At 63.3% G+C, this 23,875-nt stretch carries 24 protein-coding genes and 1 pseudogene; 3 read left to right on the forward strand and 22 right to left on the reverse strand.

The annotated features are described in order from the left end of the window. Positions 1–39: 39 nt before the first annotated feature. The 12 genes from IVA74_RS25945 to eno all read right to left on the reverse strand — a co-directional run bounded on the left by IVA74_RS25945 (position 40) and on the right by eno (position 12,547). Entirely contained in the window at positions 40–1,281 is a 1,242-nt protein-coding gene (locus IVA74_RS25945) for a threonine synthase (RefSeq protein ID WP_247349186.1), read from the reverse strand. A gap of 45 nt (positions 1,282–1,326) precedes the next feature. Next, positions 1,327–2,748 (reverse strand): dihydrolipoyl dehydrogenase, encoded by a 1,422-nt coding sequence (gene lpdA / locus IVA74_RS25950; protein WP_247349187.1) that lies wholly within the window; start codon positions 2,746–2,748, stop codon positions 1,327–1,329. Positions 2,749–2,887: 139 nt separating this feature from the next. Further along, entirely contained in the window at positions 2,888–4,243 is a 1,356-nt protein-coding gene (locus IVA74_RS25955; protein WP_247349188.1) for a pyruvate dehydrogenase complex dihydrolipoamide acetyltransferase, read from the reverse strand. A 62-nt stretch (positions 4,244–4,305) separates the two neighbouring features. Continuing rightward, a complete protein-coding gene (locus IVA74_RS25960) occupies positions 4,306–4,758 on the reverse strand; it encodes a nucleoside deaminase (protein ID WP_247349189.1) in 453 nt (150 codons plus the stop codon). 2 nt (positions 4,759–4,760) lie between these two features. Then, positions 4,761–5,063, reverse strand: a complete 303-nt coding sequence (locus tag IVA74_RS25965) for a DUF5076 domain-containing protein (protein WP_247349190.1) — start codon at positions 5,061–5,063, stop codon at positions 4,761–4,763. 3 nt (positions 5,064–5,066) lie between these two features. Next, the gene (locus IVA74_RS25970) at positions 5,067–6,458 is read right to left on the reverse strand and encodes a pyruvate dehydrogenase complex E1 component subunit beta (protein ID WP_247349191.1); all 1,392 of its coding nucleotides are present in this window, start codon (positions 6,456–6,458) and stop codon (positions 5,067–5,069) included. Positions 6,459–6,487: 29 nt separating this feature from the next. After that, a complete protein-coding gene (gene pdhA / locus IVA74_RS25975) occupies positions 6,488–7,510 on the reverse strand; it encodes a pyruvate dehydrogenase (acetyl-transferring) E1 component subunit alpha (protein ID WP_247349192.1) in 1,023 nt (340 codons plus the stop codon). Positions 7,511–7,826: 316 nt separating this feature from the next. Then, positions 7,827–8,144, reverse strand: a complete 318-nt coding sequence (locus IVA74_RS25980; protein ID WP_247349469.1) for a septum formation initiator family protein — start codon at positions 8,142–8,144, stop codon at positions 7,827–7,829. A 105-nt stretch (positions 8,145–8,249) separates the two neighbouring features. Continuing rightward, positions 8,250–8,801: an NADPH-dependent FMN reductase gene (locus IVA74_RS25985; protein ID WP_247349194.1), complete on the reverse strand. Its 552-nt coding sequence runs from the start codon at positions 8,799–8,801 to the stop codon at positions 8,250–8,252. Between the two features lie 176 nt (positions 8,802–8,977). Then, the gene (locus tag IVA74_RS25990) at positions 8,978–9,976 is read right to left on the reverse strand and encodes an MBL fold metallo-hydrolase (protein WP_247349196.1); all 999 of its coding nucleotides are present in this window, start codon (positions 9,974–9,976) and stop codon (positions 8,978–8,980) included. Positions 9,977–10,096: 120 nt separating this feature from the next. Next, a complete protein-coding gene (locus IVA74_RS25995) occupies positions 10,097–11,230 on the reverse strand; it encodes a zinc-binding dehydrogenase (RefSeq protein ID WP_247349198.1) in 1,134 nt (377 codons plus the stop codon). 33 nt (positions 11,231–11,263) lie between these two features. Next, positions 11,264–12,547: a phosphopyruvate hydratase gene (gene eno / locus IVA74_RS26000; RefSeq protein WP_247349200.1), complete on the reverse strand. Its 1,284-nt coding sequence runs from the start codon at positions 12,545–12,547 to the stop codon at positions 11,264–11,266. A 174-nt stretch (positions 12,548–12,721) separates the two neighbouring features. Between eno and IVA74_RS26005 the strand changes: the two genes are divergently transcribed. Next, the gene (locus tag IVA74_RS26005) at positions 12,722–13,699 is read left to right on the forward strand and encodes a lyase (protein ID WP_247349202.1); all 978 of its coding nucleotides are present in this window, start codon (positions 12,722–12,724) and stop codon (positions 13,697–13,699) included. Between the two features lie 51 nt (positions 13,700–13,750). Continuing rightward, a complete protein-coding gene (gene queF / locus IVA74_RS26010; protein WP_247349203.1) occupies positions 13,751–14,203 on the forward strand; it encodes a preQ(1) synthase in 453 nt (150 codons plus the stop codon). A gap of 21 nt (positions 14,204–14,224) precedes the next feature. On the opposite strand, the gene IVA74_RS26015 is transcribed toward queF, so the two are convergent. The 7 genes and pseudogenes from IVA74_RS26015 to IVA74_RS26045 all read right to left on the reverse strand — a co-directional run. Next, the gene (locus IVA74_RS26015) at positions 14,225–15,457 is read right to left on the reverse strand and encodes a biotin/lipoyl-binding protein (protein ID WP_247349204.1); all 1,233 of its coding nucleotides are present in this window, start codon (positions 15,455–15,457) and stop codon (positions 14,225–14,227) included. Beyond that, positions 15,450–15,905 carry a hypothetical protein gene (locus tag IVA74_RS26020; protein ID WP_247349205.1) on the reverse strand — a complete coding sequence of 152 codons (456 nt, stop codon included), beginning with the start codon at positions 15,903–15,905 and terminating at the stop codon, positions 15,450–15,452. The genes IVA74_RS26015 and IVA74_RS26020 overlap by 8 nt, the downstream gene beginning before the upstream one ends. A gap of 220 nt (positions 15,906–16,125) precedes the next feature. Further along, a complete protein-coding gene (locus IVA74_RS26025; RefSeq protein ID WP_247349206.1) occupies positions 16,126–17,334 on the reverse strand; it encodes an MFS transporter in 1,209 nt (402 codons plus the stop codon). After that, positions 17,334–18,197, reverse strand: coding sequence for a 3-deoxy-8-phosphooctulonate synthase (gene kdsA / locus IVA74_RS26030; protein WP_247349207.1), 864 nt, complete (start codon positions 18,195–18,197; stop codon positions 17,334–17,336). The genes IVA74_RS26025 and kdsA overlap by 1 nt, the downstream gene beginning before the upstream one ends. A 123-nt stretch (positions 18,198–18,320) precedes the next feature. Beyond that, positions 18,321–18,647 (reverse strand): NIPSNAP family protein, encoded by a 327-nt coding sequence (locus IVA74_RS26035; RefSeq protein WP_247349208.1) that lies wholly within the window; start codon positions 18,645–18,647, stop codon positions 18,321–18,323. Between the two features lie 232 nt (positions 18,648–18,879). Next, a complete protein-coding gene (locus tag IVA74_RS26040; RefSeq protein WP_247349470.1) occupies positions 18,880–19,224 on the reverse strand; it encodes a nuclear transport factor 2 family protein in 345 nt (114 codons plus the stop codon). Between the two features lie 39 nt (positions 19,225–19,263). After that, positions 19,264–19,656 (reverse strand): annotated as a pseudogene (locus IVA74_RS26045) (RidA family protein); the annotation flags it as partial. A 47-nt stretch (positions 19,657–19,703) separates the two neighbouring features. On the opposite strand from IVA74_RS26045, the gene IVA74_RS26050 reads away from it, so the two are divergent. Next, entirely contained in the window at positions 19,704–20,537 is an 834-nt protein-coding gene (locus IVA74_RS26050) for a helix-turn-helix transcriptional regulator (RefSeq protein WP_247349209.1), read from the forward strand. Between the two features lie 77 nt (positions 20,538–20,614). Here the strand turns inward: IVA74_RS26050 and IVA74_RS26055 are convergent, their stop codons facing one another. The 3 genes from IVA74_RS26055 to tpiA all read right to left on the reverse strand — a co-directional run bounded on the left by IVA74_RS26055 (position 20,615) and on the right by tpiA (position 23,743). After that, positions 20,615–22,246 (reverse strand): CTP synthase, encoded by a 1,632-nt coding sequence (locus IVA74_RS26055; protein WP_247349210.1) that lies wholly within the window; start codon positions 22,244–22,246, stop codon positions 20,615–20,617. A 167-nt stretch (positions 22,247–22,413) separates the two neighbouring features. After that, positions 22,414–22,800: a preprotein translocase subunit SecG gene (gene secG, locus IVA74_RS26060; protein WP_247349211.1), complete on the reverse strand. Its 387-nt coding sequence runs from the start codon at positions 22,798–22,800 to the stop codon at positions 22,414–22,416. 184 nt (positions 22,801–22,984) lie between these two features. Continuing rightward, a complete protein-coding gene (gene tpiA / locus IVA74_RS26065; protein ID WP_247349212.1) occupies positions 22,985–23,743 on the reverse strand; it encodes a triose-phosphate isomerase in 759 nt (252 codons plus the stop codon). Between the last annotated feature and the right edge of the window lie 132 nt (positions 23,744–23,875).

The following is a 23,875-nucleotide window of genomic DNA, read 5'->3' on the forward strand; positions in this document are numbered from 1 at the left end:
CGGGAAGAGGGATCGTTCGCAAAGAGACGAAATGACGCGCTAGAACTGCGAATAGTCGATCGGCTTGTGGCGATCGAGCGTGCGGTCGACCTTCGGCAGCGGGTATTTCAGGCCGGTAGCGCAGTTGAACAGCATCACGCGGTCGGTCTTGCTGACACGGCCGTCGGCGAGGCTCTCCTTGTAGGCGGCGTAGGTCGCGGCGCCTTCGGGGCACAATAGCAGCCCCTCCTCGCGCGCGACCTCGTTCAGCGCCGACGAGATCTTGTCGTCGTCGACCGCGATCGCAAAACCCTTGCTCGCGCGCACCGCGCGCAGGATCAGGAAGTCGCCGATCGCCTGCGGCACGCGGATGCCCGAAGCGATGGTGTGAGCATCCTCCCAGCGCGTCGCATGCTCGGTACCGGCCTCGTAGGCGCGCACCATCGGCGCGCAGCCCGACGCCTGAACCGCGACCATGCGCGGGCGCTTGCTTCCGATGAAGCCGATCTTCTCGAGCTCGTCGAACGCCTTCCACATGCCGATCAGGCCGGTGCCGCCGCCGGTCGGGTAGAAGATCACGTCGGGCACGTCCCAGCCGAGCTGCTCGGCGAGCTCGAGGCCCATCGTCTTCTTGCCTTCGATGCGGTACGGCTCCTTCAGGGTCGAGGTGTCGAACCAGCCGACTTTCGCCTTGCCCTCGCCCACGATCTTGCCGCAATCGTCGATATAGCCGTTGACGCGGTAGACGGTCGCGCCCTGAAGCTCGATCTCGCTGACATTCACCTCCGGCGTATCGGCCGGGCAGAAGATCGTGGTCTTGATGCCGCAGGAGGTCGCATAGGCCGCGAGCGCCGCGCCGGCATTGCCGTTGGTCGGCATCGCCATGTGCTTGATGCCTAGCGCCTTACCCATCGACACTGCCATGACCAGCCCGCGCGCCTTGAACGAGCCGGTCGGCAGCCGCCCCTCGTCCTTGACGATGATCTCGCCGCCGCCGAGCTTGGTGCCAAGCTTGGGCAGCCGGATCAGCGGCGTCGTGACCTCGCCGAGCGAGACGATGTCCTTGCATTTGCGCACCGGCAGCAGCTCGCGGTAGCGCCACATGTCGGCGGGGCGCTGGGCGAGCGCGTCCTTGGTCAGCGCCTTCTTCACGCCCGCGAGGTCGTAACGCACGAGCAGCGGCTTGCCGGCCTTGGAGAGATTGTGGACCTGATCGGCGGCGTAATGATCGCCTTCCATCGCGCATTCGAGATGGGTGACGAAGCTCGGGCGCTCGATGGTGAGGTTGTCGTTGTCCTGCATGGGCTGGTTTCCTTCTTATTTTGCGAACGGTCTCTTTGGCGGCAGTCAGATATTCAACACCCTGCCATAGGCATCCAGCACGGCTTCCTTCATCATCTCCGACAGCGTCGGATGCGGGAATACCGTGTGCATCAGCTCTTCTTCCGTGGTCTCCAGATTCATGGCGACGACGTAGCCCTGGATCAGCTCGGTGACCTCGGCACCGACCATATGGGCGCCGAGGAGCTGGCCGGTCTTCTTGTCGAAGATCACCTTGACCAGGCCCTGGTCCTCGCCGAGCGCGATCGCCTTGCCGTTGCCGACGAAGGGGAAGCGGCCGACGCGGATCTCGCGGCCGTTCTCCTTGGCCTTGGCTTCGGTGAGACCGACGGAGGCGACCTGAGGCTGACAATAGGTGCAGCCCGGGATCAGGTTCTTGTCCATCGGATGCGGGTGCAGGCCCTTGATCGCCTCGACGCAGATCACGCCCTCATGCTCGGCCTTGTGCGCGAGCATCGGGGGACCCGCGACGTCGCCGATGGCATAGATGCCGGGGACGTTGGTATTGCCGTAACCGTCGATCACGATGACGCCGCGATCGGTTTTCACGCCGAGCTTTTCGAGGCCGAGATTCTCGATATTGCCGACGACGCCGACGGCCGAGATCACCCGCTCGAACTCGGTCGTGACAGGCTTGCCGTTGCCGTCGTCGATGGTGGCGACGACGCTGTCGGCCTTCTTCTCCAGCTTCGTGACCTTGGTCGAGGACATGATTTTGATGCCCTGCTTCTCGAAACGCTTGCGGGCAATGCCGGCGATCTCGGCGTCCTCGACCGGCAGGATCTGCGGCAGCACCTCGACCACGGTGACCTCGGAGCCCATGGTGTGGAAGAACGAGGCGAATTCGATTCCGATCGCGCCGGAGCCGACCACCAGCAGCGATTTCGGCATCCGCTCGGGCACCATCGCCTCGAAATAGGTCCAGATCAGCTTCTTGTCGGGCTCGAGCCCCGGCAGCACGCGCGGCCGCGCGCCGGTCGCGACGATGATGTGCTTGGCCTGATACGTCCCCTCGCCCAGCGTACCCTTCGGGCCCTCGACGTCGGACTTCTTCACGGTGACCTTCCCGGGCGCGTCGATCGAAGCCGCGCCCCAGATCACGCTCACCTTGTTCTTCTTCATCAGAAAGCCGACGCCGTCGTTGAGCCGCTTCGAGACGCCGCGCGAGCGCTGCACCACCGCCTTCGGGTCGAACGAGACCTTCTCCGCCGACAGGCCGTAATCCCCGGCGTGCTGCATGTAGTGATAAATCTCGGCCGAGCGCAGCAGCGCCTTGGTCGGGATGCAGCCCCAGTTCAGGCAGATGCCGCCGAGATAGGATTTTTCGACGATCGCGACCTTGAAGCCGAGCTGGGCGGCGCGGATCGCGGTGACATAGCCGCCGGGACCGGAGCCGATGATGATGATGTCGAAGGATGTATCGGCCATGCTTTGCGTTCGTTCCCGTTCACCGGCCTCAATGTTCGAGACCGTCATTGCGAGGAGCTCTTGCGACGAAACAATCCAGTCTGCCGGTCACGTCCTGGATTGCTTCGCTTCGCTCGCAATGACGACGCGAATTTTCTCGTCACACCATCATCATGACGGGATTTTCGATCAGTTGCTTGAAGGCACCGATCAGCTCGCCGCCGAGCGCGCCGTCGATGGCGCGGTGATCGCAGGACAAGGTCACGCTCATCATGTTCGCGATCTCGATCTTGCCGCCGCGCACCACAGGCCGCTCCTCGCTGGTGCCGACCGCGAGGATGGTCGCATGCGGCGGATTGATCACGGCAGTGAAGTGGCTGATGCCGAACATCCCGAGGTTCGAGACAGCCGTCGTGCCGCCCTGGTACTCTTCGGGCTTCAGCTTGCGCGAGCGGGCGCGTGTCGCAAAATCCTTCATCTCGTTGGAGATGGTCGACAGAGTCTTGGTCTCGGCCTTGCGGATGATCGGCGTGATCAGGCCGCCGGGCATCGCCACCGCGACGCCGACGTCGGAATGGTGGTGCTTGACCATGCCGGATTCGGTCCAGCTCACATTGCAGTTCGGGATTTTCTGAAGCGCGACCGCCATCGCCTTGATGACGAAGTCGTTGACCGAGATCTTGTAGAGCGGCTTCTTCTCCTTGTCCTTCGGCGCGGCGGCGTTGATCTGCTCGCGTGCGGCGAGCAGCTTGCCGATGTCGCAATCGATGGTGAGGTAGAAGTGCGGGACGTTCTGAATCGACGCGGTCAGGCGCTGGGCGATCGTGCGGCGCATGCCGTCATGCGGGACGACCTCGTAGGAGCCCGGCTCGAACAGCGACAGGATCTGCTTGTCCGACATGGTCGGCGCGCTCGAGGGCGCACCTGACGACGCCGCCGCTTGTGCCTTGAGGCCCTTGCCGGACTTGGCCAGCTCGACATCGCGCGCGACAACGCGACCGTGCGGGCCGGTGCCGGTCACCATCGCAACATCGACGCCGGCGTCCTTGGCGAGACGACGCGCCAGCGGCGAGGAGAACACGCGGCCGCCATGGCCGTTGCCCTGCGCAGCCGGTGCGGCGGCAGCTTTCGCCGCGGGAGTAGCGGCGGGCGGCGGCGCAGACTTGGGCGACGCAGACTTGGGCGCGGCAGGCGCTGGCGCCGGTGCTTCGGCAGCTTTCGGAGGTGCGGTCGACGCGCTGGGCTTGGCGGCACCTGCCGCTTTCACGTCCTCGCCCTCGCCGGCCAGCACCGCGATCACGTCATTGACGGGGACATCCTGCGTGCCCTCGGGCACCAGGATCCTGGCGATCGTGCCCTCGTCGATGGCCTCGACCTCCATGGTCGCCTTGTCGGTCTCGATCTCGGCGATGATGTCGCCGGATTTGACCTTGTCGCCTTCCTTCTTCAGCCATTTGGCGAGGTTGCCCTTCTCCATCGTCGGCGAAAGAGCGGGCATCAGGATGTTGATGGGCATGCTGACCTCACGAAGAACTTCTCAAAATGCCGTCCCCGGAAGCGAGGACGAACAGACCAGGTTTAGTTGCCGATGTCGCCCTGCCACAGGCGCTCATTGGCAGGATTGGAACGCCAATTCTTCATCATGGTGATGGAGCGGTCGTCCGCAAGATCAATCCAGGGGATGCCGAACTTGTCGAGGATGTCCTTGGAGCCCGGGAAGGTGACGGATTCCCCGATGACCACCAGTTGGGCCTTGAACAGAGCGAGCGCGCCGGCACACATCGAGCACGGCGACAGCGTCGTGTACATGACGGTGTCGTGGAACGAGATCACGCCGGCTTGGCGGAGGCAGCTCATCTCGCCGTGCAGGATGACGTTCTTTTCCTGCACGCGGTTGTTGTGGCCGCGGGCGATGACCTTGTTGTCGCGGGTCAGCACGGCGCCGATCGGCAGGCCGCCTTGCGCGATCGAGGCTTCCGCCTCGCGGATCGCCTCCAGCATGAAATCGAAATGATAGGATTCGATCGCCACGGTCAGTGTCCCTTCCCGCGCGGCGTCGTGGTGCCGGTGTCGGTGGGACGCTCGATCTCGGCCTGGAACATCTCGATGATCCGGGTCAGCGCATCCTCCTCGGTGTATTCGCTCTCGCGCGCATAGGCGCGCGCGGCGTGACGGGCGAGATCGACGAGCAGCAGGCCCCACATGTCGGGCTCGTCGAAGGCCCGCTGGAACGCCATCGACAACCCGCCGTCCAGCACGAACACGCGCAGAATCTCGACCGCGTCGTCGCGGTCGAGGACGTCGGGTGGCAATGGCTGCTCCTTCGGACCCGCCATGGCCTACCTGTAGCAGACGGCTTTGGCGGCCTCGACCACTTCGGCCGCCGAGGGCAGCGCGAGCTTCTCCAGGTTCGCGGCATAGGGCATCGGCACGTCCTTGCCGGTGACGCGGGCAACCGGCGCATCCAGATAGTCGAAGGCGTTCTCCATGATGCGCGCGGCGATTTCGGCGCCGACGCCGCTCTGGGCCCAGCCCTCTTCCACTGTGACGGCGCGGCCGGTCTTCTTGACGGAATTGATGATGGTCTCGGTGTCCATCGGACGCAGCGTGCGCAGGTCGATCACCTCGGCCTCGATGCCGTCCTTGGCGAGTTCGTCGGCGGCCTTCAGCGCGTAGCTCATGCCGTTCGACCACGAGATGATCGTGACGTGGCTGCCCGAGCGCACGATGCGCGCCTTGCCGATCGGGATCACGAAATCGTCGAGCTTCGGCACTTCGCCAGTGTGCCCGTAGAGCATCTCGTTCTCGAGAAAGATTACCGGGTTGGGATCGCGGATCGCAGCCTTGAGCAGGCCCTTGTAATCAGCGGCCGAGAACGGCGCGACGACCTTGAGGCCCGGGACATTGGAATACCAGGACGCATAATCCTGGCTGTGCTGGGCGGCGACGCGCGCGGCCGCGCCGTTGGGCCCGCGGAACACGATCGAGCAGCCCATCTGGCCGCCGGACATGTAGAGCGTCTTGGCCGCGGAGTTGATGATCTGGTCCATCGCCTGCATGGCGAAGTTGAAGGTCATGAACTCGACGATCGGCTTCAGGCCGGTCATCGCGGCACCGACACCAACGCCTGCAAAACCGTGCTCGGTGATCGGCGTGTCGATGACGCGCTTGGCGCCGAATTCCTGCAACAGGCCCTGGGTGACCTTGTAGGCGCCCTGATATTCGGCGACCTCTTCGCCCATCACGAAAACGTCGGGGTCGCGGCGCATCTCTTCGGCCATGGCGTCGCGCAACGCTTCGCGGATGGTCTGCGTCACCATCTCGGTACCGGCGGGCACTTCGGGATCTGGCTCGGCGACGGCCTGCGGCGCGGACGGCGCAGCCTTGGGCGCGGGTGCCTCGGCCTTTGCGCCGGCAGGCGGCGCAGACTCAGCGGCCTTCTGCTGCTGGGTCGGCGCGGGCGCCTTGGCGAGATCGGCGGCACTCTCGCCATCGGCCAGAATCATCGCGATCGGCGTGTTCACGGCAACGTCGGCGGTCCCCTCGGGGATCAGGATCTTGCCGAGCGTACCCTCGTCCGTCGCCTCCACCTCCATGGTCGCTTTGTCGGTCTCGATCTCGGCGATGACATCGCCGGACTTGATCGTCTCACCCTCTTTTTTCAGCCATTTGGAAAGGTTGCCCTTTTCCATCGTGGGCGACAACGCGGGCATCAGCACTTGAATTGGCATATCGGCTCCAAAAGAAAGCTTGCGCGCGTTCAGCGGTAAATGTCGGTCCAGAGCTCGGCGGCATCCGGCTCGGGATCATGCTGGGCGAAATCGGCGGACGCGTTGACGATGTCGCGCACCTCGGCGTCGATCGCCTTCAAATCCTGCTCGCTGACCTTGGCGGCCAACAGGCGGTTGCGCACCTGCTCGATCGGATCCTGGTCGTGGCGGACTTTTTCGACTTCCTCGCGCGTGCGGTACTTTGCGGGATCGGACATCGAGTGGCCGCGATAGCGGTAGGTCTGCATCTCCAGGATGAAGGGGCCCTTGCCGGCGCGGCACCATGCCGCCGCCTCGTCGCCGGCGGCCTTGACGGCACGGACGTCCATGCCGTCGACCTGCTGGCCGGGAATGTTGAAGGAAGCGCCGCGCTTGGAGAAATCCTGCTGCGCCGAGGCGCGCGAGACCGAAGTGCCCATGGCGTAGCGGTTGTTCTCGATGACATAGATCACCGGCAGCTTCCACAGCTCCGCCATGTTGAAGCTCTCATAGACCTGGCCCTGATTGGCCGCGCCATCGCCGAAATAGGCGACGCTGACATTGCCGTTGCTGCGATAGCTGTTGGCGAAAGCAAGCCCGGTGCCGAGCGAGACCTGGGCGCCGACGATGCCGTGACCGCCGTAAAAGTGCTTCTCCTTGCTGAACATGTGCATGGAGCCGCCCTTGCCCTTGGAATAGCCGCCGCGGCGGCCCGTGAGTTCGGCCATGACGCCGTTGGCCTCCATGCCGGTGGCGAGCATGTGGCCGTGATCGCGATAGCCGGTGATGACCTGATCGCCCTGCTTCAGGGCCATCTGCATTCCGACCACCACAGCCTCCTGGCCGATATAGAGATGGCAGAAGCCGCCGATCGCGCCCATGCCGTAGAGCTGGCCGGCCTTTTCCTCGAACCGCCGGATCAGGAGCATGTCGCGGAGCGCCTTGAGCTCCTGCTCCCTGCTGAATTCCGGAGGCGAACCGCCGTCGGTCTTGTCCTGTGCAGTGCTTGCGGCGGCTTTCTTGGGTGCGGCCATGGGAATTCCGGGTCAGAGAAAACTTCAGCCCTCTCTAACCCAACTCAAACGCCCTTGGAAAGCACCGCGGCGATGCGGCGCAACTTTCGTTATGCCGCACCGCAACGTGGTCGAAATATTGCACAATGTTTGGCGCTGATCGGGCAACATTAGCTCCGGTCACTCACGCTATGGTGTGTGGAGTACCAGATAGCAGACATGCTGACGTCATCCGCACGACGGCAACGCGCTTCGCGCTTGTCCCGATCGCGCCGGATCGATGGAATCAGTGACAGGCTGCGTGCTCGCGAAGGCGCGTCGCCAGCGCCGACGCGCGTTAGTTCGCCGGAATCATCCGGACGAGATCGCGCGGATTGACGTAGTCGAGCTGGAAGCGCGCCCGCTCGTCCAGCATGTCGGGATCGATTTTCGCAGAGCGCAGCAGCGAAACGCGCTGCTCGCTCCTGGCGCGCTCGCGCTTGAGCTGCGCCAGCTCGCTGGTCAGCGCGACGATCTCCTGGTCGAGCTCCTGGCGGGCGTTGAGGCCGTATTTGCCGGTATAGGCGTTGACGCCGAAATAGCCGACGATTGCGGCCGCCATCGCATAGAGGGCGAGACCGGTCAGGATCGATTTCAGGCGCGCGCGGGAGACCATCCTGGGAAGATGGGACAGGTTGGTTAAGGGCGTGCTAATTGCCGCCACTCCCACCGCCAATTGGCATGCCCGGGCCTGTCCGGGCATGCCAAGGATCGAGCGGCCTCAGCCGTGATGCTTCGCCACGTGCATCGCAAACGCGTCGATATAGGCCTGGAGCACGGGCTTCAGGGAGTCCTTGGTCAAATTGCCGTCGGCATCGAAGGCGTCGCCGACCGCGTTCAAATAGGCTTCCGGCTGCTGCATGATCGGGCCGGAAATACCCGGCAGGATGTTCTGGAGCGTCTTGGCGGCGCTGACGCCGCCGAGCGGGCCTGGCGAATTCGAGATGATGCCGACCGGCTTGCCGTTGAACGAGCTCTTGCCATAGGGCCGCGAGGCGACGTCGATCGCGTTCTTCAGCACGCCCGGGATCGCGCGATTGTATTCCGGCGTGACGAAGATAACGCCGTCCGACTTCTGGATCTTTTCGCGGAAAGACAACCAGTCGGCCGGCGGCGCGCCCTCGAGGTCCTGGTTGAAGAACGAGACGCCAGCCGGCGTGATGACCTCGAGCTTGAGGGAGGCCGGCGCCAGCTTGGCAAGCGCATTGGCGATCTTCAGCGAAAAGCTGTCCTTGCGCAGGCTGCCGGCGATCGTGACGATATTGTAGGCCATGGAATGTCCTCAGAGCTTGAGCGGGAGTGCCGGGGCGGCACTTAAGCCATCTCGCGCGATGGATGCAAGTGCATGGACCAGATCGATTTGGAAACGCTGAGTTTCTGAAACAGCCGCCCAAAACAATCAGGCCGCCAAGTGGCGGCCTGATCTTTCGTACAAATCTGCAACCCGGCTCAGATCGTCGGGTTCCACGCCGACGGGATCAGGCGATATTTGGCGCCATCCTTCTCGACATGACCTACCGAGGGGAAGGTGAAGTGGAAGCCGATCACGGTCGCCTTCTCGGCTGCCGCCATGTCGTAGAATTTGTGGCGGGTTGCTTGTGCCAGCGGGCCATCCGTGTCGAACGCGACATGCCAGTCCGGATTGCGAACGAAGAATTCCGGAATGTTGGTGACATCCGACTGGATCAGCACCTTGGCATCGCCGGACGCCACCGCGAACGAGGTGTGACCCGGCGTGTGGCCGGGCGTCGCGATCGAGGTGATGCCGGGCGCGACCTCCTTGCCCCAATCGTACTTCGTCACCTTGGATTCGAGGCCGGCAAACGTCTTCTTCACGTTGGCGAAGTAGTTCTTCATCATCGGATTGGACTCGGCCTTGGCGGCGTTGTCCTCGCTGGTCCAGAACTCCCAATCCTTGCCCGGCACCATGATCTCCGCATTCGGGAAAGCGAGCGCGCCGTCGGCGAGACGAATGCCATTGGTATGATCAGGATGCAGATGCGAGAGCAGCGCGACGTCGATGCTCTTGGGGTCGATGCCGGCGGCCTGGAGGTTCTGCAGCGTGCGACCGACCGCGCCCTTGCTCGGCTCGAGATTGGCAACGCCGTTGCCGGTATCGATCAGCACGAGCTTGGAGCCCGTGTTGATGAGCTGCGGATTGAACGGCACCGTGACCATGCCCTTCGGCATGTAGGCAGCCTCGCCTGCGGCCAGCGCTTCCTCCTTCGACGCGTTGACGACGAACTTGTCCGGCATCGGGAACGTGCGCGCGCCGTCATTGATCGAGGTGCACTCGTAGCTGCCGACCTTGTAGCGATAGAAGCCCGGCGCCTGCGTCCCGGCTTGCGGCACTGCGGCATTGGCAATGGTCGGCCGGAGGCCGGTTACGGCAGCCGCACCGACGGCGGCGGCGCCTGCGAGCAGATGGCGGCGATTGAGATCGGTCATGGAGAGGTCCCCTTCTGAGCGCGCCTTGCGGTTTTTCCGCTTTCAATGGCGGCGGAATAATCTCCCGCTTCGCTCAGAAGGCAAGACCTTCTTTCGATGACGTGCCGTCGCACGTCACGATTATTTATTTGGGTTGATGAGGAATTTTTCGCCGGTCGCGCGTTTGGCGTACACCGCAATGTTGGCCGGATCGAGCGCCTCGGAAAGCGACACCACCTTGGTGTAGTGGCTGGCAAACGTGGTCTTCAGTTCGTCGACGACGCGCTGGCGCAGCTTGGCCCCGTCCGCCTGCCCGATCTTCATCAGGAACGGAAACAGCAGCCAGCCGCCGACGCCCCAGGCCATGCCGAAGCCGCGCGGCAGTTCGATCGGGCGGATATCGAGCGCGCCGTAGACATAGACCTGCTTGTGCACGTTGGAGCCGTAACGGCTGTATTCCTTCGCGCTCTTGTTGATTGCGACTTCCATGCAGTTGAGGATGTCGCCGGCGAGCTTGCCGCCGCCGATGGCGTCGAAGGCAATGGTGGCGCCGGTCTCGACCAGCGCATTGGTGAGATCGCCGAGGAAGCTCGGCGCGGAGGAATCGACGACATATTTGGCGCCGATCTTGTGCAGAATGTCGGCCTGCTCCTTGCTGCGAACGATGTTGACCAGCGGGATGCCGTCCTTGATGCAGATCTTGTTCAGCATCTGGCCGAGATTGGAGGCGGCCGCGGTATGCACCAGCGCCCTGTGACCTTCGCGCCGCATGGTCTCGGTCATGCCGAGCGCGGTGAGCGGATTGACGAAGCAGGAAGCGCCTTCCGCCGGCGTGGTGCCTGATGGCAGCGGCAGGCACTCGCGCACTTTCAACGTACGATACTGAGTGTACATCGCGCCGCCGATCATGGCGACGGTCTTGCCCATCAGTGCCTTCGCTGTATCCGACGAGCCGGTCCTGATCACGACGCCCGCGCCTTCGTTACCGACCGGCATGGACTCGTCGAGCCGGCCTGCCATCGCCCGCATCGCGCCTTCCGGCACCTTCGCGGTGATGACGGGGGCATCCTTGCCGCCAGAAGCCTTCGCCGTGCTCATATCGGCTGCGCCGATCAGGAGCCCGAGGTCGGACGGATTGATCGGCGCCGCCTCGACGCGGACGACGACTTCGTCCGGGCCGGGTTCGGGGGTCGGCACGTCCAGAAGCGAGATCTCGAGTTCACCGCTCTTCTTGATCAGCGAACGCAGTTGCAGGCCGGTGTTGCCGTCGCTCATGTCGATCCTCCCCTGTTTTGTCGAGACGCTGGCTTATGCCAGCGCCTTCAATGCCGCCTTGCCGCCATAGAGCGCCTGCTTGCCGAGCTGCTGCTCGATGCGCAGGAGCTGGTTGTATTTGGCGGTGCGATCTGAACGCGCAAGGGAGCCGGTCTTGATCTGACCGCAATTGGTGGCGACCGCGAGGTCGGCGATCGTGGAATCCTCGGTCTCGCCGGAACGGTGCGACATCACCGAGGTGTAGCCGGCCTTGTGTGCCATCTCGACGGCGGCGAGCGTCTCGGTCAGCGTGCCGATCTGGTTGACCTTGATCAGGATCGAATTGGCACGTCCCGCCTTGATGCCTTCGGCGAGGCGCTTGACGTTGGTGACGAAGAGATCGTCGCCGACGAGCTGGCACTTCTTGCCGACGAGGTCGGTGAGCTCCTTCCAGCCGTCCATGTCGTCTTCCGACATGCCGTCCTCGATGGTCACGATCGGATAGCGTGCGACGAGGTCGGCAAGGTACTTGGCCTGTTCGGAGATCGAGCGGGTCTTGCCCTCGCCTTCATAGACGTATTTGCCGTCCTTGAAGAACTCGGTCGAAGCGCAGTCGAGGCCGATCACGATGTCGCTGCCCGCCTTGTAGCCGGCCTTGCCGATCGCGTTCATGACGAATTCGAGCGCGGCGTCCGCCGACGGCAGGTTCGGGGCAAAGCCGCCCTCATCGCCGACATTGGTGTTGTGGCCGGCCTTCTTAAGCTCCGACTTCAGCGTATGGAAGACCTCGGCGCCGTAGCGCAGGCCTTCGGCGAACGACGACGCGCCCACGGGGAGGATCATGAACTCCTGGAAGTCGATCGGGTTGTCGGCATGCATGCCGCCATTGATGATGTTCATCATCGGCACCGGCAAGAGACGCGCCGAGGTGCCGCCGACGTAACGGTAGAGCGGCATGTCGAGCGAGTTCGCGGCCGCCTTGGCGCAGGCGAGCGAGACGCCGAGGATGGCGTTGGCGCCCAGCCGGCTCTTGTTCGGTGTGCCATCGAGGTCGATCATGATCTGGTCGAGCTGGGCCTGCTGCTCGACATCGAGGCCGCTCAGGGCCTCGAAGATCTCACCGTTGACGGCGCCGACCGCCTTGGTGACGCCCTTGCCGAGATAGCGGGCCTTGTCGCCGTCGCGCAGTTCCACCGCCTCATGGGCGCCGGTGGAGGCACCGGACGGCACGGCAGCACGGCCAAGCGCGCCATCTTCCAGCACGACGTCGACCTCGACGGTGGGATTGCCACGGCTATCGAGAATTTCGCGGCCGATGATGTCGATGATGGCGGTCATGATGTGCACTTCCGTTCGTTAGGGCTGATCGGTGCCGCGGGTCTTACACGGAGCGCAAGCAAATGTGAACGCTTGGACGGCGTGCTTCGACTGACGCGTGAAGCGTCCAGGACTAAACTTGACGGCATCTGGTCCGCGCGCAAAACCTCAATCTCAAACAGTCGGGGTAACGCCATGAATCGCCGCCAGTTTCTTGCCTTGAGCGCCGCCCTCCTCGCGGACCGCCCAAGTTTTGCGCAGGAAGGCCCGTTCAGGACAAAATACTTCCCCGTCAGCTCCGCCATCGGTCTGCACGACCTCGCTCCCGCCCCTGATGGCACGGTCTGGTTTACGGCCCAGGGAAAGGGCCTGCTCGGCAGGCTCGATCCGAAGGATGGCAGCTATAAGACCGTCAGCCTCGGCCAGGGCGCGGCCCCGCACGGCGTGACCATCGGCCCCGACGGCGCGCCCTGGATCACCGAAGGCGGCCAGAATGCGATCGCCCGCGTCGACCCTTCCGACCTCAAGGTCACGCTGTTCCGCCTGCCCGAAAAGTTCGCCTACGCCAATCTCAACACCGGCGTGTTCGACAAGGATGGCACCTACTGGTTCACCGGCCAGTCCGGCTATTACGGCCGGCTCGCGCCAAAATCCGGCGAGATGACGGTGTTCAAGGCGCCGAAGGGCGTGGGCCCCTACGGCATCACCGTCACGCCCAAGGGTGACGTCTGGTACGCCTCGCTCGCCGGCAGCTATATCGCCAAGATCGATCTGGCGACCGGCAATGCCGCTGTAGTCGAGCCGCCGACGCCGGGCCAGGGCTCGCGGCGCGTCTGGTCGGATTCGAAAAGCCGGATCTGGGTCAGCGAGTGGAACAGCGGCCACGTCTCGGTGCACGATCCCGCGGGAGCCTCCTGGAAGACCTGGAAGCTGCCGGGCGAACGTCCCCGCACCTACGCGGTCTATGTCGACGACAAGGACAAGGTCTGGCTGACCGATTTCTCCGCCAACGCCATCGTCCGCTTCGATCCCGCCACCGAAAAGTTCAACGTGTTCGCCAGCGACAAGGCCAATGCCAATGTGCGCCAGCTCGACGGCAGGCCGGGCGAGCTCTGGGGCTGCGAGTCCGGCAACGACCGGATCATCATGATCCAGACGATCGCCGCCGGTTGACGACAGCGGCATTTGCGTCCATCCCGGCACGCGAAACAGGATGTGACGACAATGGCGAAGAAATCTCTTCAGCTCGGCCGCGCGGTCGAATGGCCGCACACGCCGGAAGAAGCCCAGCTCGACCGCGTGCCCAATCCGCAGGCGGGCACCGATTATCTGGTGCGCTTCACCGTGCCGGAGTTCACCTCGCTCTGCCCGGTCACGGGACAGCCGGATTTCGCACATCTGATGATCGACTACGCCCCCGGCCAATGGCTGCTGGAGTCGAAGTCGCTGAAGCTCTACATCGCGAGCTTCCGCAATCACGGCGCCTTCCACGAGGACTGCACGGTGATGATCGGCAAGCGCATCGCGAGCGAGATCAAGCCGAAGTTCTTGCGCATCGGCGGCTACTGGTATCCGCGCGGCGGCATCCCAATCGACGTGTTCTGGCAGACCGGTCGCGCGCCGAAGGGCCTCTGGCTGCCCGAGCAGGGCGTCGCGCCCTATCGCGGACGGGGCTAATCTTTGGCCGCTGCGGGCGGGTCAATGCCCGCTCAGCACCAGCGTCTGGATCGGCAACAGCAGAGCCTGAATCCGCAACAGCATGGCGTGCACAAGTCCGGTTGCATCGACGACATGCAAGCCGAAGCTCTTGAACGAGCCGAGTTTCCCCGACGAGATCAGTTCGTGATTGCTGGTGTAGGCGTTGGCGACACAACTGCTGCCGGGCGTCACGCCCTCCAGCCCGCCCTTGTAGATCGGCTCCATGAAAACGAGAATGGTGCCGGGCCGCACGACCTGCTGCGCCTCGACCAATTGTTCACCGCCCCTGAACTGGCCGGCCGCGATGTAGTCCTGCACACCGGTAATCACCATCGGGATGATCGTCCACGGCTTGGAAATGCAGGTGGCCTCGGCCACCATTCCGATCTTCAAGACCTGAGCCTCGATCTGCCCAAACCCTGCCATGAGAGCACGCCGTCCTGCACCCTGCGGGATCAGGACGCCGGCCGTGCGCATATTTGGCGTAACGATGTCACCTGGCCTCAGTCCAAATTGCTCTACCCGCCCGTCGACGCCGGCCCGAATGAAGGTTTTGTCCAGATCGACCTGCGCTTCGGCCAATGCGGCCTCGGCGCTTGCCTTCTCCGCCGGTAGCAGAGCGCTCAGCCGCGTCGTCGCGGATTGCTTGGAAGCGGTCGCCGCGTCTAGAGTGCCCTGGCGACCCGCAACGGCCACACCGAGCTTTTCGATGTCGCGCTGCGGAACGATTCCGGGGTTGCGCTTCTGCAATTCAGTCTTGGTATCGAGTTCGTCCTGAGCCTGCTGCAGCGAACCCTTTGCCTCCTGAAGCTGGCCTTCCGCCTTCATGACATCGGCCTGCGCGGCCAGCATGGCGGCGTCGATTTCGGCGATCTTGCGCTTGGCCGTCAGGAGCGACGCTTCCTGCTTGGCGCTGTCCAGCCTGAAAATCACCTCGCCTTGCTTGACGTCCGCACTGACGTCGACGTGAACCTCGGCAACCCGGCCGTTGACTTCGGTCATGATCGGGACAGTCCGATAGAACAACGTCGCCGACGAGGTCGACGGATGAAAATAGAAGATCATCGTGATGAGCGAGACCGTAAGCATCAGGCAGGCGATGATGCCAAATCGCAGCTCGAACCAGACCGAATAGAGCGTGATCTCGTGCCCGATGCGCTTTCCCTGCCGATAACGGCGATAGAGATAGTCCGGAAATATCGTCAGGAGGGAACAGAGAAGCAGCTCAAGCATGGCTGGCCACTTCGCTCTTGGCGCTCTCGGTCTTGGCATCGCTTCCTGCGGAAGGCTGCGCGGCAACGGTTTCACTTGGCGGCTCGGTCGGATCCTGCCCAGGCGCGACGCCGGCCATCTTCTCGACCGACCCGGCAATCTTGCGTAGCGGCGTGCTGAAGTCCGGCAGATCGATCATGGCGAGGAACAGGCCGATCACCCAGAACAGATGGTTATGCGTGAACAGCGCCAGCAGCCCCAGCACGGCCACGATTTCAAACTGGAATTTCTGCGACTTGTGGGCCATTCGTTCCGGCATCGTATGCAGGTGCAAATAGAGATTCCCGACGGCGAGAACGGCGCCGATCAGGACAATGCCGACGACGACCATCAGGACGTCGGTTTCTCCAGGCGCGGTGATGAAGGAAGGCAGGTGATGGGGGGCCGCGGGATGTAGCAATTCACTCACGCGCCTCTCCCTGAAATTGCATTGGGCGCTGGTCGTCCCAACTTCATTCTTTCACATTGCGGGAACTTGGCAAGCGGCAAAGCCGGCATTGTGCGTTGAGGCGCGCACGGTGGTGTCGGAATCCTTGACCTCGCGGCCGCCTGCTTGGTGACGCGGCTCGCATGCTCGAGCTGGAGCTTGATGTGGCGGAAGTACGAAAGTCGGACATCCGATACTTCCGTCAGGTCCGCGCGTCGGATGGCGCCCGCTGCTTCAACAGCCGCGCACAGACGAAACCCAGCACCACCATGATCACGGCGCTCGCGAACAGGGTCGGCATCTTGCCGCCATGCTGGAGGCCAAGGCCATAGGCGAGCGGCCCCACCGTCTGCCCCATGAAGAAGAAGAACGAATGCAGCGACAGCGCGGTGGCACGTGCCTCGACCGAGAGCTCGCTGGCGAACATCTGGAGGCAGCCATGGGCGATGTAGAAGCCCCATCCCATGACAATGAGATTGAGCGCCTGCACTTCCCAGCGTGGGCCGAAGGCAAGGACAACGAGCTGCGAGGCCACCAGCGTCATGCCCGCGATCATCATTCCCGTCATGCCCAGCCATGGCAGCAGGCGCGACACCGTCAGCGTGTAGAACAAGCCACCGACCGCAAAGCCCGCGATGACAATGCCCGCGATCGAGAGCGAGGTCTGGCCGAGTTCGAACAGGAACGAAGCGAGGTAGGGAAACAGGCCGAGCACGCAACAGCCTTCGATGAACACCGCCGAATAGCAGACATAGGCGTTCGGATTGGTGAAGATGGTGCGATAGCCGGCCTTCAGCGCCGACAGGCTGGTCTTTGGCGGATGCTTGACCTTAGCGCCGCGAAAACCGGCGGCGACCGCGATCGATGCAACGATCACGAGCACGCCGAGCACCGCCAGCACGCCGCGCCAGCCGAGGAAATCGCCGATCAGGCCGGAGGCCGAGGCGCCGAGGAGATTGCCGGTCATCGCGCCGGCGAGCGTGCGGCTGATCGCGACCTGGCGTTTCTCCGGACCGACGAGATCGCTGGTCAGGCTGAGCGCCACCGGAAACACGCCGCCGGAGCCGATGCCGGCGAGGATACGGGTCGCGAAAAGAACCGAGAACGAGCTCGAGAGCGCGCCCAGCATGTTGGCAAGGCCGAGCAGCGCGAGGCAGCCGATCATCAGCCGCGTCTTGCCGAACAGATCGGCGGCGGCGCCGACGATCGGCTGGATGATCGAGAAAGTGAAGGCGAACACCGCCGCAAATCCGGCTGCGGTCGCGATGCTGACGCCAAAATCCTCGGCGACGTGCGGCAGCACCGGGTCGAGCGCACGCGCGGAGAGCGCTGCGGCGAAGCTTGCACCGGAGATGACGTAGAGCGCGGCCGGCAGGCCGTGATCGTGCGGCCGCGCCTCGCCTTGCTGCATCAGTGCGGGCCGGTTCTGACAGATTCCTTGGCGAGCGCGTCGAACGCCATCAGCTTGCGGATCAACCCTTCGAACTCGCGCAGCGGCACCATGTTAGGTCCGTCGGACGGCGCGCTATCAGGGTCGGGATGGGTCTCGATGAAGACGCCGGCAACACCGACAGCGACAGCCGCGCGTGCGAGCACCGGCACGAATTCGCGCTCGCCTCCGGAGGACGTCCCCTTCCCGCCCGGCTGCTGCACCGAATGAGTCGCATCGAAGATCACGGGCGCGCCGGTGGTACGCGCAAGAATCGGCAACGCGCGCATGTCGGAGACCAGCATGTTGTAGCCGAAGGACGCACCGCGTTCGGTGACGAGCACGTTCGGATTGTTCGCGCTCGTGATCTTGGACACGACATTCGCCATGTCCCAAGGCGCCAGGAACTGGCCCTTCTTGACGTTGACGACCTTGCCGGTCGCGGCGGCCGCCAGCAGCAGATCGGTCTGCCGGCACAGGAAGGCGGGAATCTGCAACACGTCCACCGCCTGCGCCACTTCGGCGCACTGCGCCGCGTCATGCACGTCGGTCAGGACCGGCAGGCCGAGCGACGATCGGATTTCGGCAAAGATCGGCAGCGACTGCGTCAGCCCAAGACCCCGCGCAGCCGACGCGCTGGTGCGATTGGCCTTGTCGAACGAGGTCTTGTAGACGAGGCCGATCTTCAGCCGCGCGGCGATCTCCTTTAGCGCGGAGGCCACCTCCAGCGCATGCTGGCGGCTTTCGAGCTGGCACGGCCCGGCAATGATCGAGATCGGCAGATCATTGCCGAATTGGACCGTGCCAATGGTGACGACCGGCGCCGCTGACGTCGAAGAGCTCAAGGCAAATCCCTCGTTTCGGCGCGACCATAGCCGCGATGAAGGGCGGATCAACCCCATTCGGCCCGGGCTCCCAGAATATCAGGGTTGCGCCCGGGCTCCCCACGATGCCCTCGCGGGCGGCCGCTACTTCACCGCCGAGAAGGCGGTCGGCGCCATGATCTGGCTGATGATGTTGCCGACGATCTGGCCGTCCGCCTCGCTCTCGGCGCGCGCTTTCATCCAGTCCGGATCGGTCATGAAGCCGGCCCACTTCTTCTCGCGCTCGGCAAGCGAGTCCCAGGCCAGAAAATAGGTCAGCTCCTGGTTGGATTCACCGATCAGCGTCGTGAAGAACCCGGCCTGCTTGATGCCGTGCTTTTCCCACAGCTTCAGCGTGACGGTCTCGAACCGCTTGAGCAGTGCCGGCAGGCGGCCGGGCACGCAGCGATAGATGCGCATTTCGTAGATCATTTGTTATCCTCCCTGGCATTTCCCGTGATCTATAGCGGCTGCGTCTGAGACTGTCTTGTAGCTGGGCACACATGCCTCCCCTGCGAGCGATTGACTGCAAGGTCGGACTTTGGCAGTCGAAGGTCGACGCCGCGTTGCGCAAGTGCACGCCGATGAACCTGGGTGATCCTCGTATTCGGCGATCTTCGGCAGCAACCACGAACTCGGGTTGCCGCCAAATCCGGGCCTATGCTCATCCCCGGGTGACGTGAGCGGCAACACAAACCCAGACGCCCCCGCGACGTGCCCAACTGTCGGTATATCGTCCGAGGCCGGCCGACCCATCGGCTCTGGTATAGGTCGTCCGTGCATGGATAATCGCCATATCACCCATGATCCGGATCCGCTCGTCCTCGTATCCCAAATTCGATATGGTTGCCGGCTTCGCGATTTGTTCAATGAACCCGGCACGATCAACCACTGATCCGTCGGGGTTGCTGTTGAGGAAGTCATCGCTCAGATGTTCGCGAAACCAATCGACATCCTTCAAGGCAACCGAGCGCATATAGCCCGCATTGAGATGCCCTAGTTCGTTCATGTCCCTTGCGGACGCCGACCGATCTTCCAGGTCGGATTTAATCGCAACACAATCGACCTCCACATCAAATTCACCCGGCCAGGAAGGCGCCGTTAGAAAGATGCGCGCAGGTGGCGAAACGGGGAAATAGCGTTGGTAGACGTCATTGAACGCATCGAAATTTGAGCTATCAGGCGTGCAGTAGACATTGCATTTCACGACCTCCCGCAACGACGAGCCGGCAACCTCCAGGCAAAGTTTCATTTGGTCGAGCACGATCTCGGTTTGCCGCACGAACGGCAATCGCTTGACCTCACCGGTGACCGGATCAAATGGCGGGAGGCCTGAGACATAAACCGTCTCACCGGCGACAATGACGGGACAGATCGGTCCCTTCCGCCGTCGCTCCAAATACGTGGAAATGGGTTCAACTCTGATGGATTCGCGTTTCACGGCCGCCTCCTGCAAGACATATCGATCAAGTGGACTCAACACTTCCCATGCTGTCGCATCCGACGCGCTCATTGTCTCCAGTCGTGAGTTTGGTGCATGCCGAACTCACGTCGCTTGTTGATCCGATGCGGACGATGGTAGAGGAGCCTATGGTTGCAGCGGCGAATATGGTCGAGGTTGCAGCGCTCGTTGGCGATACGGCGCGCGCGACCATGTTGTCAGCCCTCATGGGTGGACAATCCTTGACCGGAAGTGAGCTGGCGTTTCTCGCGCGAATTTCGCGACCGACGGCCAGCGAGCACTTGTCCAAGATGGTCGACGCCCGGCTTATCTCGGTAACCAGGAAGCGCAGCTACCGGTACTACCGTATTTCCTCACCACTGGTCGCCAGCATGCCTGAGAGCATCAAGTTGGTGGCTGCTCTCGAGGTTCCTCAGCGATATCAACCTCGATCCGCGCGTGACTCTGCGTTGCGGTTCGGTCGGACCTGCTACGATCATTTGGCGGGTCGATTGGGCGTTGCGATCGCGGACTCTTTGGTCGCCAGCGGCTGCATCGTTCTGGGTGAAGATGGTGGAGATGTCACCGATGCCGGCGCAAAGATACTGACAGAATTTGGCGTCGACCTGAGTCGAAAGCGCCAAAACAAGCGCATCTTTTGCAAGCCGTGCCTCGACTGGAGCGAGCGCCGATATCACATCGCCGGCCATGTCGGAGCCGAGATCCAACGATGCTGCATGGAGCTGAATTGGCTGATTCGAGTGAATGATACACGGGCTGTGCAATTGACAACTGCTGGCCAGACCGGGCTTCGCGACACCTTTGGCTTGGACAAGTTGAATCTTCAGATCGACCCGCCGAACGTCAGGGTTGGAGTGTGAGCACCCTGCTCCGCTGGACCCAGGCTAGCCGTTGGCATTCCGGGCGAGAACGGGTCAATCGTTCCGCGTGACAGTTGCTAGACGAGACGCGACTGCACCATCGCCGCCTGAATGAAGGAGGCGAAGAGAGGATGCGGCTCGAACGGCCGCGACTTCAGCTCGGGGTGGAACTGGACGCCGATGAACCAGGGGTGATCCTCGTATTCGACAATCTCCGGCAAGATGCCATCGGGCGACAGGCCGGAGAATTTCAGCCCGTGCTGCTCGAGTCGGTCCTTGTAGGCGGTGTTGACCTCGTAGCGGTGGCGGTGGCGCTCGGAAATCTCGGTCGCGCCGTCATAGACCTGCGAGACCCGGCTGCCGCGGTTGAGCGCGGCCGGATAGGCCCCGAGCCGCATCGTGCCGCCGAGATCGCCGGCGTTGGAGCGCTTCTCGAGCTCGTTGCCGCGCAGCCATTCCGTCATCAGGCCGACGAGCGGCTCCTTGGTCGGGCCGAACTCGGTGGAGTTGGCGTCCTCGATGCCGACGAGGTTTCGTGCGGCCTCGATCACCGCCATCTGCATGCCGAAGCAGATGCCGAAATAGGGCACGCGGCGCTCGCGCGCGAACTGCGCCGCGCGAATCTTGCCTTCGGCGCCGCGCTGGCCGAAGCCGCCGGGCACCAGAATGCCGTTGACGTGTTCGAGGAACGGCGCGGGATCTTCCTTCTCGAATATCTCGCTCTCGATCCAGTCGAGATTGACCTTCACCTTGTTGGCGATGCCGCCATGCGAGAGCGCCTCGATCAGCGACTTATAGGCATCTTTCATGCCGGTATATTTGCCGACAATGGCGATGGTGACGTCGCCTTCGGGATTGCGGATGCGCTCGTTGATCTGCTGCCAGCTCCGCAGCTCCGGCGGAATCCGCGAGCCGATGCCGAAGGCGGCGAGCACTTCGTCGTCGAGGCCTGCGGCATGATAGGCCTGAGGGACGGCGTAGATGCTGTCGGCGTCGCGCGCCTCGATGACGGCGCTCTCGCGCACGTTACAGAACAGCCCGAGCTTGCGCCGCTCCTCCTTCGGGATCTCGCGATCGGTACGGCAGAGCAGGATGTCCGGCTGGATGCCGATCGAGCGCAACTCCTTGACTGAGTGCTGCGTCGGCTTCGTCTTCAACTCACCGGCGCTCGGAATGTAAGGCAGCAGCGTCAGATGAATGTAGATGGCGTGATCGCGCGGCAGTTCGTTCTTGAGCTGGCGGATCGCCTCGAAGAACGGCAGGCCCTCGATGTCGCCGACGGTGCCGCCGATCTCGACCAGCACAAAGTCGTAATCGTCGTTGCCGTGGAGGACGAAGTCCTTGATGGCGTTGGTGACATGCGGAACCACCTGGATGGTCGCGCCGAGATAATCGCCGCGGCGCTCCTTGGTGATGATGTCCTGGTAGATGCGCCCGGTCGTGATGTTGTCGGCCTTGGTCGCAGGCCGTCCGGTGAAGCGCTCATAGTGACCGAGATCGAGATCGGTTTCCGCGCCGTCATCGGTCACGAACACTTCGCCGTGCTGATACGGCGACATCGTTCCGGGATCGAGATTGAGATAGGGGTCGAGCTTGCGGAGGCGGACCTTGTAGCCTCGGGCTTGCAACAGGGCACCGAGTGCCGCTGAAGCCAGACCTTTGCCGAGCGAAGAAACCACGCCGCCGGTGATGAATATGTACCGCGCCATGGGGCTTAACCTCTAATCCCTCGAATTCGATTCGCCAAAGCGATTCGTATTCCGCCCCAAAGATTCTGCGGGCCTGTGGGTGAGCCAAAAACTAAGAGTGGTGACAGAGCCTTGATGGGGATTGTTGATGCAGGACGGTAGAAGCCGCCCTGCATGGCCCCCCTGCTTTATTGCGAACGCGGTACCTGCGGGCCGCTCGGTGCCGGAGCCTGCTGCTGCTCATCCGCCTTCTTCAGCGAATCCAGGATACCGCCCGAGGTCGGCGGCGCGATCGGCCCGCCGCCGGCCGGCTGGCTCTGCGACGCCGGTGTACCGATGATCGACGAAGGCGCACGGTCGTAGCCCGCGTGCCAGGACAGGAACAGGCTGGTCAGGAAGAAGCCTGCGGCCAAGATCGCGGTGGTCCGCGACAGGAGGTTCGCGGTGCCGCGGCTCGACATGAAGCCTGCGCCACCTCCCATGCCGAGGCCGCCGCCTTCCGACTTCTGGAGCAGCACGGCGCCGATCATGACGCTGACGATCATGAGGTGAATGACGATGACAACGGTCTGCATAGTGTCCTTCCGTCACAAGCCGACAGCGCCGAGAGGCGGCCGATCGTGCTTCGCGGGTTTTCCTGAAGTTGCGCGGTGTTACACGATCGGAAGGGGCATTGCCACCCCCGATCGGCCGGGTCCTAAGGTTTGGAATTAGCCAGGGGCAGCCCTTAGTTGGAACAGCCTTTAATTGGGACAGCCTTTAATTGGGACAGCCTTGGGCGATCGCAAGGAAATCGGCCGCCTTCAGGCTGGCCCCGCCGACCAGCGCGCCATTGACGTTCTTCACCGCCATCAGCTCGGCCGCATTCGAGGGCTTGACCGAGCCGCCATAGAGGATGCGCATTTTAGCGCCGTCGGCTCTGAACCTGGAGGTCAGGAATTCCCGAATAAAGCCATGAATCTGCTCGACATCCTGGGCCGTCGGGGTCAGGCCGGTGCCGATCGCCCAGACCGGCTCATAGGCCACGACCAGATTGGCGGCGGTGGAGCCGTCGGGCAGTGAGCCGTTGAGCTGGCCGCGCAGGATGTCCAGGGTCTGGCCGGCATCGCGCTGGCCCTGCGTCTCGCCGATGCAGACGATCGCCGTCACCCCCGCGCGCCAGGCAGCCTCGGCCTTCTGCCGGATCAGGGCATCGCCCTCACCGTGGTCGGCGCGGCGCTCGGAATGGCCGACAATGATGGCGGTCGCGCCCGCATCCACCAGCATTTCGGCGGCGATGTCGCCGGTATGGGCGCCGGACGCCTTGGGATGGCAATCCTGGGCCCCGACTGCGACCTTCTTGCCGCGCGCCTTCTCGGCAAAGGCTGCGATCAGGGTCGCCGGCGGGCAAACCAGCAGATCAGCCTTGCCGGCCACCTCTGCCGCACCATTAAGCATGGCGTCGAATTCGGCAGTCGAGCCCTTCAGCCCGTTCATTTTCCAGTTGCCGGCGATCAGCGGTCGAATGGCGTCGGTCATGTCAATTTCCAGCAAAATGAGGTTTGCGCATGCGCTAGCAGAGGTCCCGTGGCAGTTCCAGAGACCAGGGGCTTTTAACCGCAGGGATCGAAAGCATGCTGGACCTGAGGTTGCGGGGGGAAAGCCGCCACT

Source organism: Bradyrhizobium sp. 132, from assembly GCF_023074185.1.
In the GTDB taxonomy this organism is placed as follows: Bacteria; Pseudomonadota; Alphaproteobacteria; order Rhizobiales; family Xanthobacteraceae; genus Bradyrhizobium.

Coding starts and splice junctions, on each gene's coding strand:
- IVA74_RS26040 (WP_247349470.1), bottom strand. CDS start 19,224: ATGAACGAACTAGGGCATCTCAATGCGGGCTATATGCGCTCGGTTGCC.
- IVA74_RS26055 (WP_247349210.1), bottom strand. CDS start 22,246: ATGGCGCGGTACATATTCATCACCGGCGGCGTGGTTTCTTCGCTCGGC.
- tpiA (WP_247349212.1), bottom strand. CDS start 23,743: ATGACCGACGCCATTCGACCGCTGATCGCCGGCAACTGGAAAATGAAC.
- IVA74_RS25965 (WP_247349190.1), bottom strand. CDS start 5,063: ATGGCGGGTCCGAAGGAGCAGCCATTGCCACCCGACGTCCTCGACCGC.
- IVA74_RS25980 (WP_247349469.1), bottom strand. CDS start 8,144: ATGGTCTCCCGCGCGCGCCTGAAATCGATCCTGACCGGTCTCGCCCTC.
- eno (WP_247349200.1), bottom strand. CDS start 12,547: ATGACCGCCATCATCGACATCATCGGCCGCGAAATTCTCGATAGCCGT.
- IVA74_RS26005 (WP_247349202.1), top strand. CDS start 12,722: ATGAATCGCCGCCAGTTTCTTGCCTTGAGCGCCGCCCTCCTCGCGGAC.
- IVA74_RS26015 (WP_247349204.1), bottom strand. CDS start 15,457: ATGCTTGAGCTGCTTCTCTGTTCCCTCCTGACGATATTTCCGGACTAT.
- IVA74_RS25945 (WP_247349186.1), bottom strand. CDS start 1,281: ATGCAGGACAACGACAACCTCACCATCGAGCGCCCGAGCTTCGTCACC.
- queF (WP_247349203.1), top strand. CDS start 13,751: ATGGCGAAGAAATCTCTTCAGCTCGGCCGCGCGGTCGAATGGCCGCAC.
- IVA74_RS26025 (WP_247349206.1), bottom strand. CDS start 17,334: ATGCAGCAAGGCGAGGCGCGGCCGCACGATCACGGCCTGCCGGCCGCG.
- IVA74_RS25955 (WP_247349188.1), bottom strand. CDS start 4,243: ATGCCCATCAACATCCTGATGCCCGCTCTTTCGCCGACGATGGAGAAG.
- IVA74_RS25985 (WP_247349194.1), bottom strand. CDS start 8,801: ATGGCCTACAATATCGTCACGATCGCCGGCAGCCTGCGCAAGGACAGC.
- IVA74_RS26035 (WP_247349208.1), bottom strand. CDS start 18,647: ATGATCTACGAAATGCGCATCTATCGCTGCGTGCCCGGCCGCCTGCCG.
- IVA74_RS26050 (WP_247349209.1), top strand. CDS start 19,704: ATGCTGTCGCATCCGACGCGCTCATTGTCTCCAGTCGTGAGTTTGGTG.
- IVA74_RS25995 (WP_247349198.1), bottom strand. CDS start 11,230: ATGAGCGACGGCAACACCGGCCTGCAACTGCGTTCGCTGATCAAGAAG.
- IVA74_RS25990 (WP_247349196.1), bottom strand. CDS start 9,976: ATGACCGATCTCAATCGCCGCCATCTGCTCGCAGGCGCCGCCGCCGTC.
- lpdA (WP_247349187.1), bottom strand. CDS start 2,748: ATGGCCGATACATCCTTCGACATCATCATCATCGGCTCCGGTCCCGGC.
- pdhA (WP_247349192.1), bottom strand. CDS start 7,510: ATGGCCGCACCCAAGAAAGCCGCCGCAAGCACTGCACAGGACAAGACC.
- secG (WP_247349211.1), bottom strand. CDS start 22,800: ATGCAGACCGTTGTCATCGTCATTCACCTCATGATCGTCAGCGTCATG.
- IVA74_RS25970 (WP_247349191.1), bottom strand. CDS start 6,458: ATGCCAATTCAAGTGCTGATGCCCGCGTTGTCGCCCACGATGGAAAAG.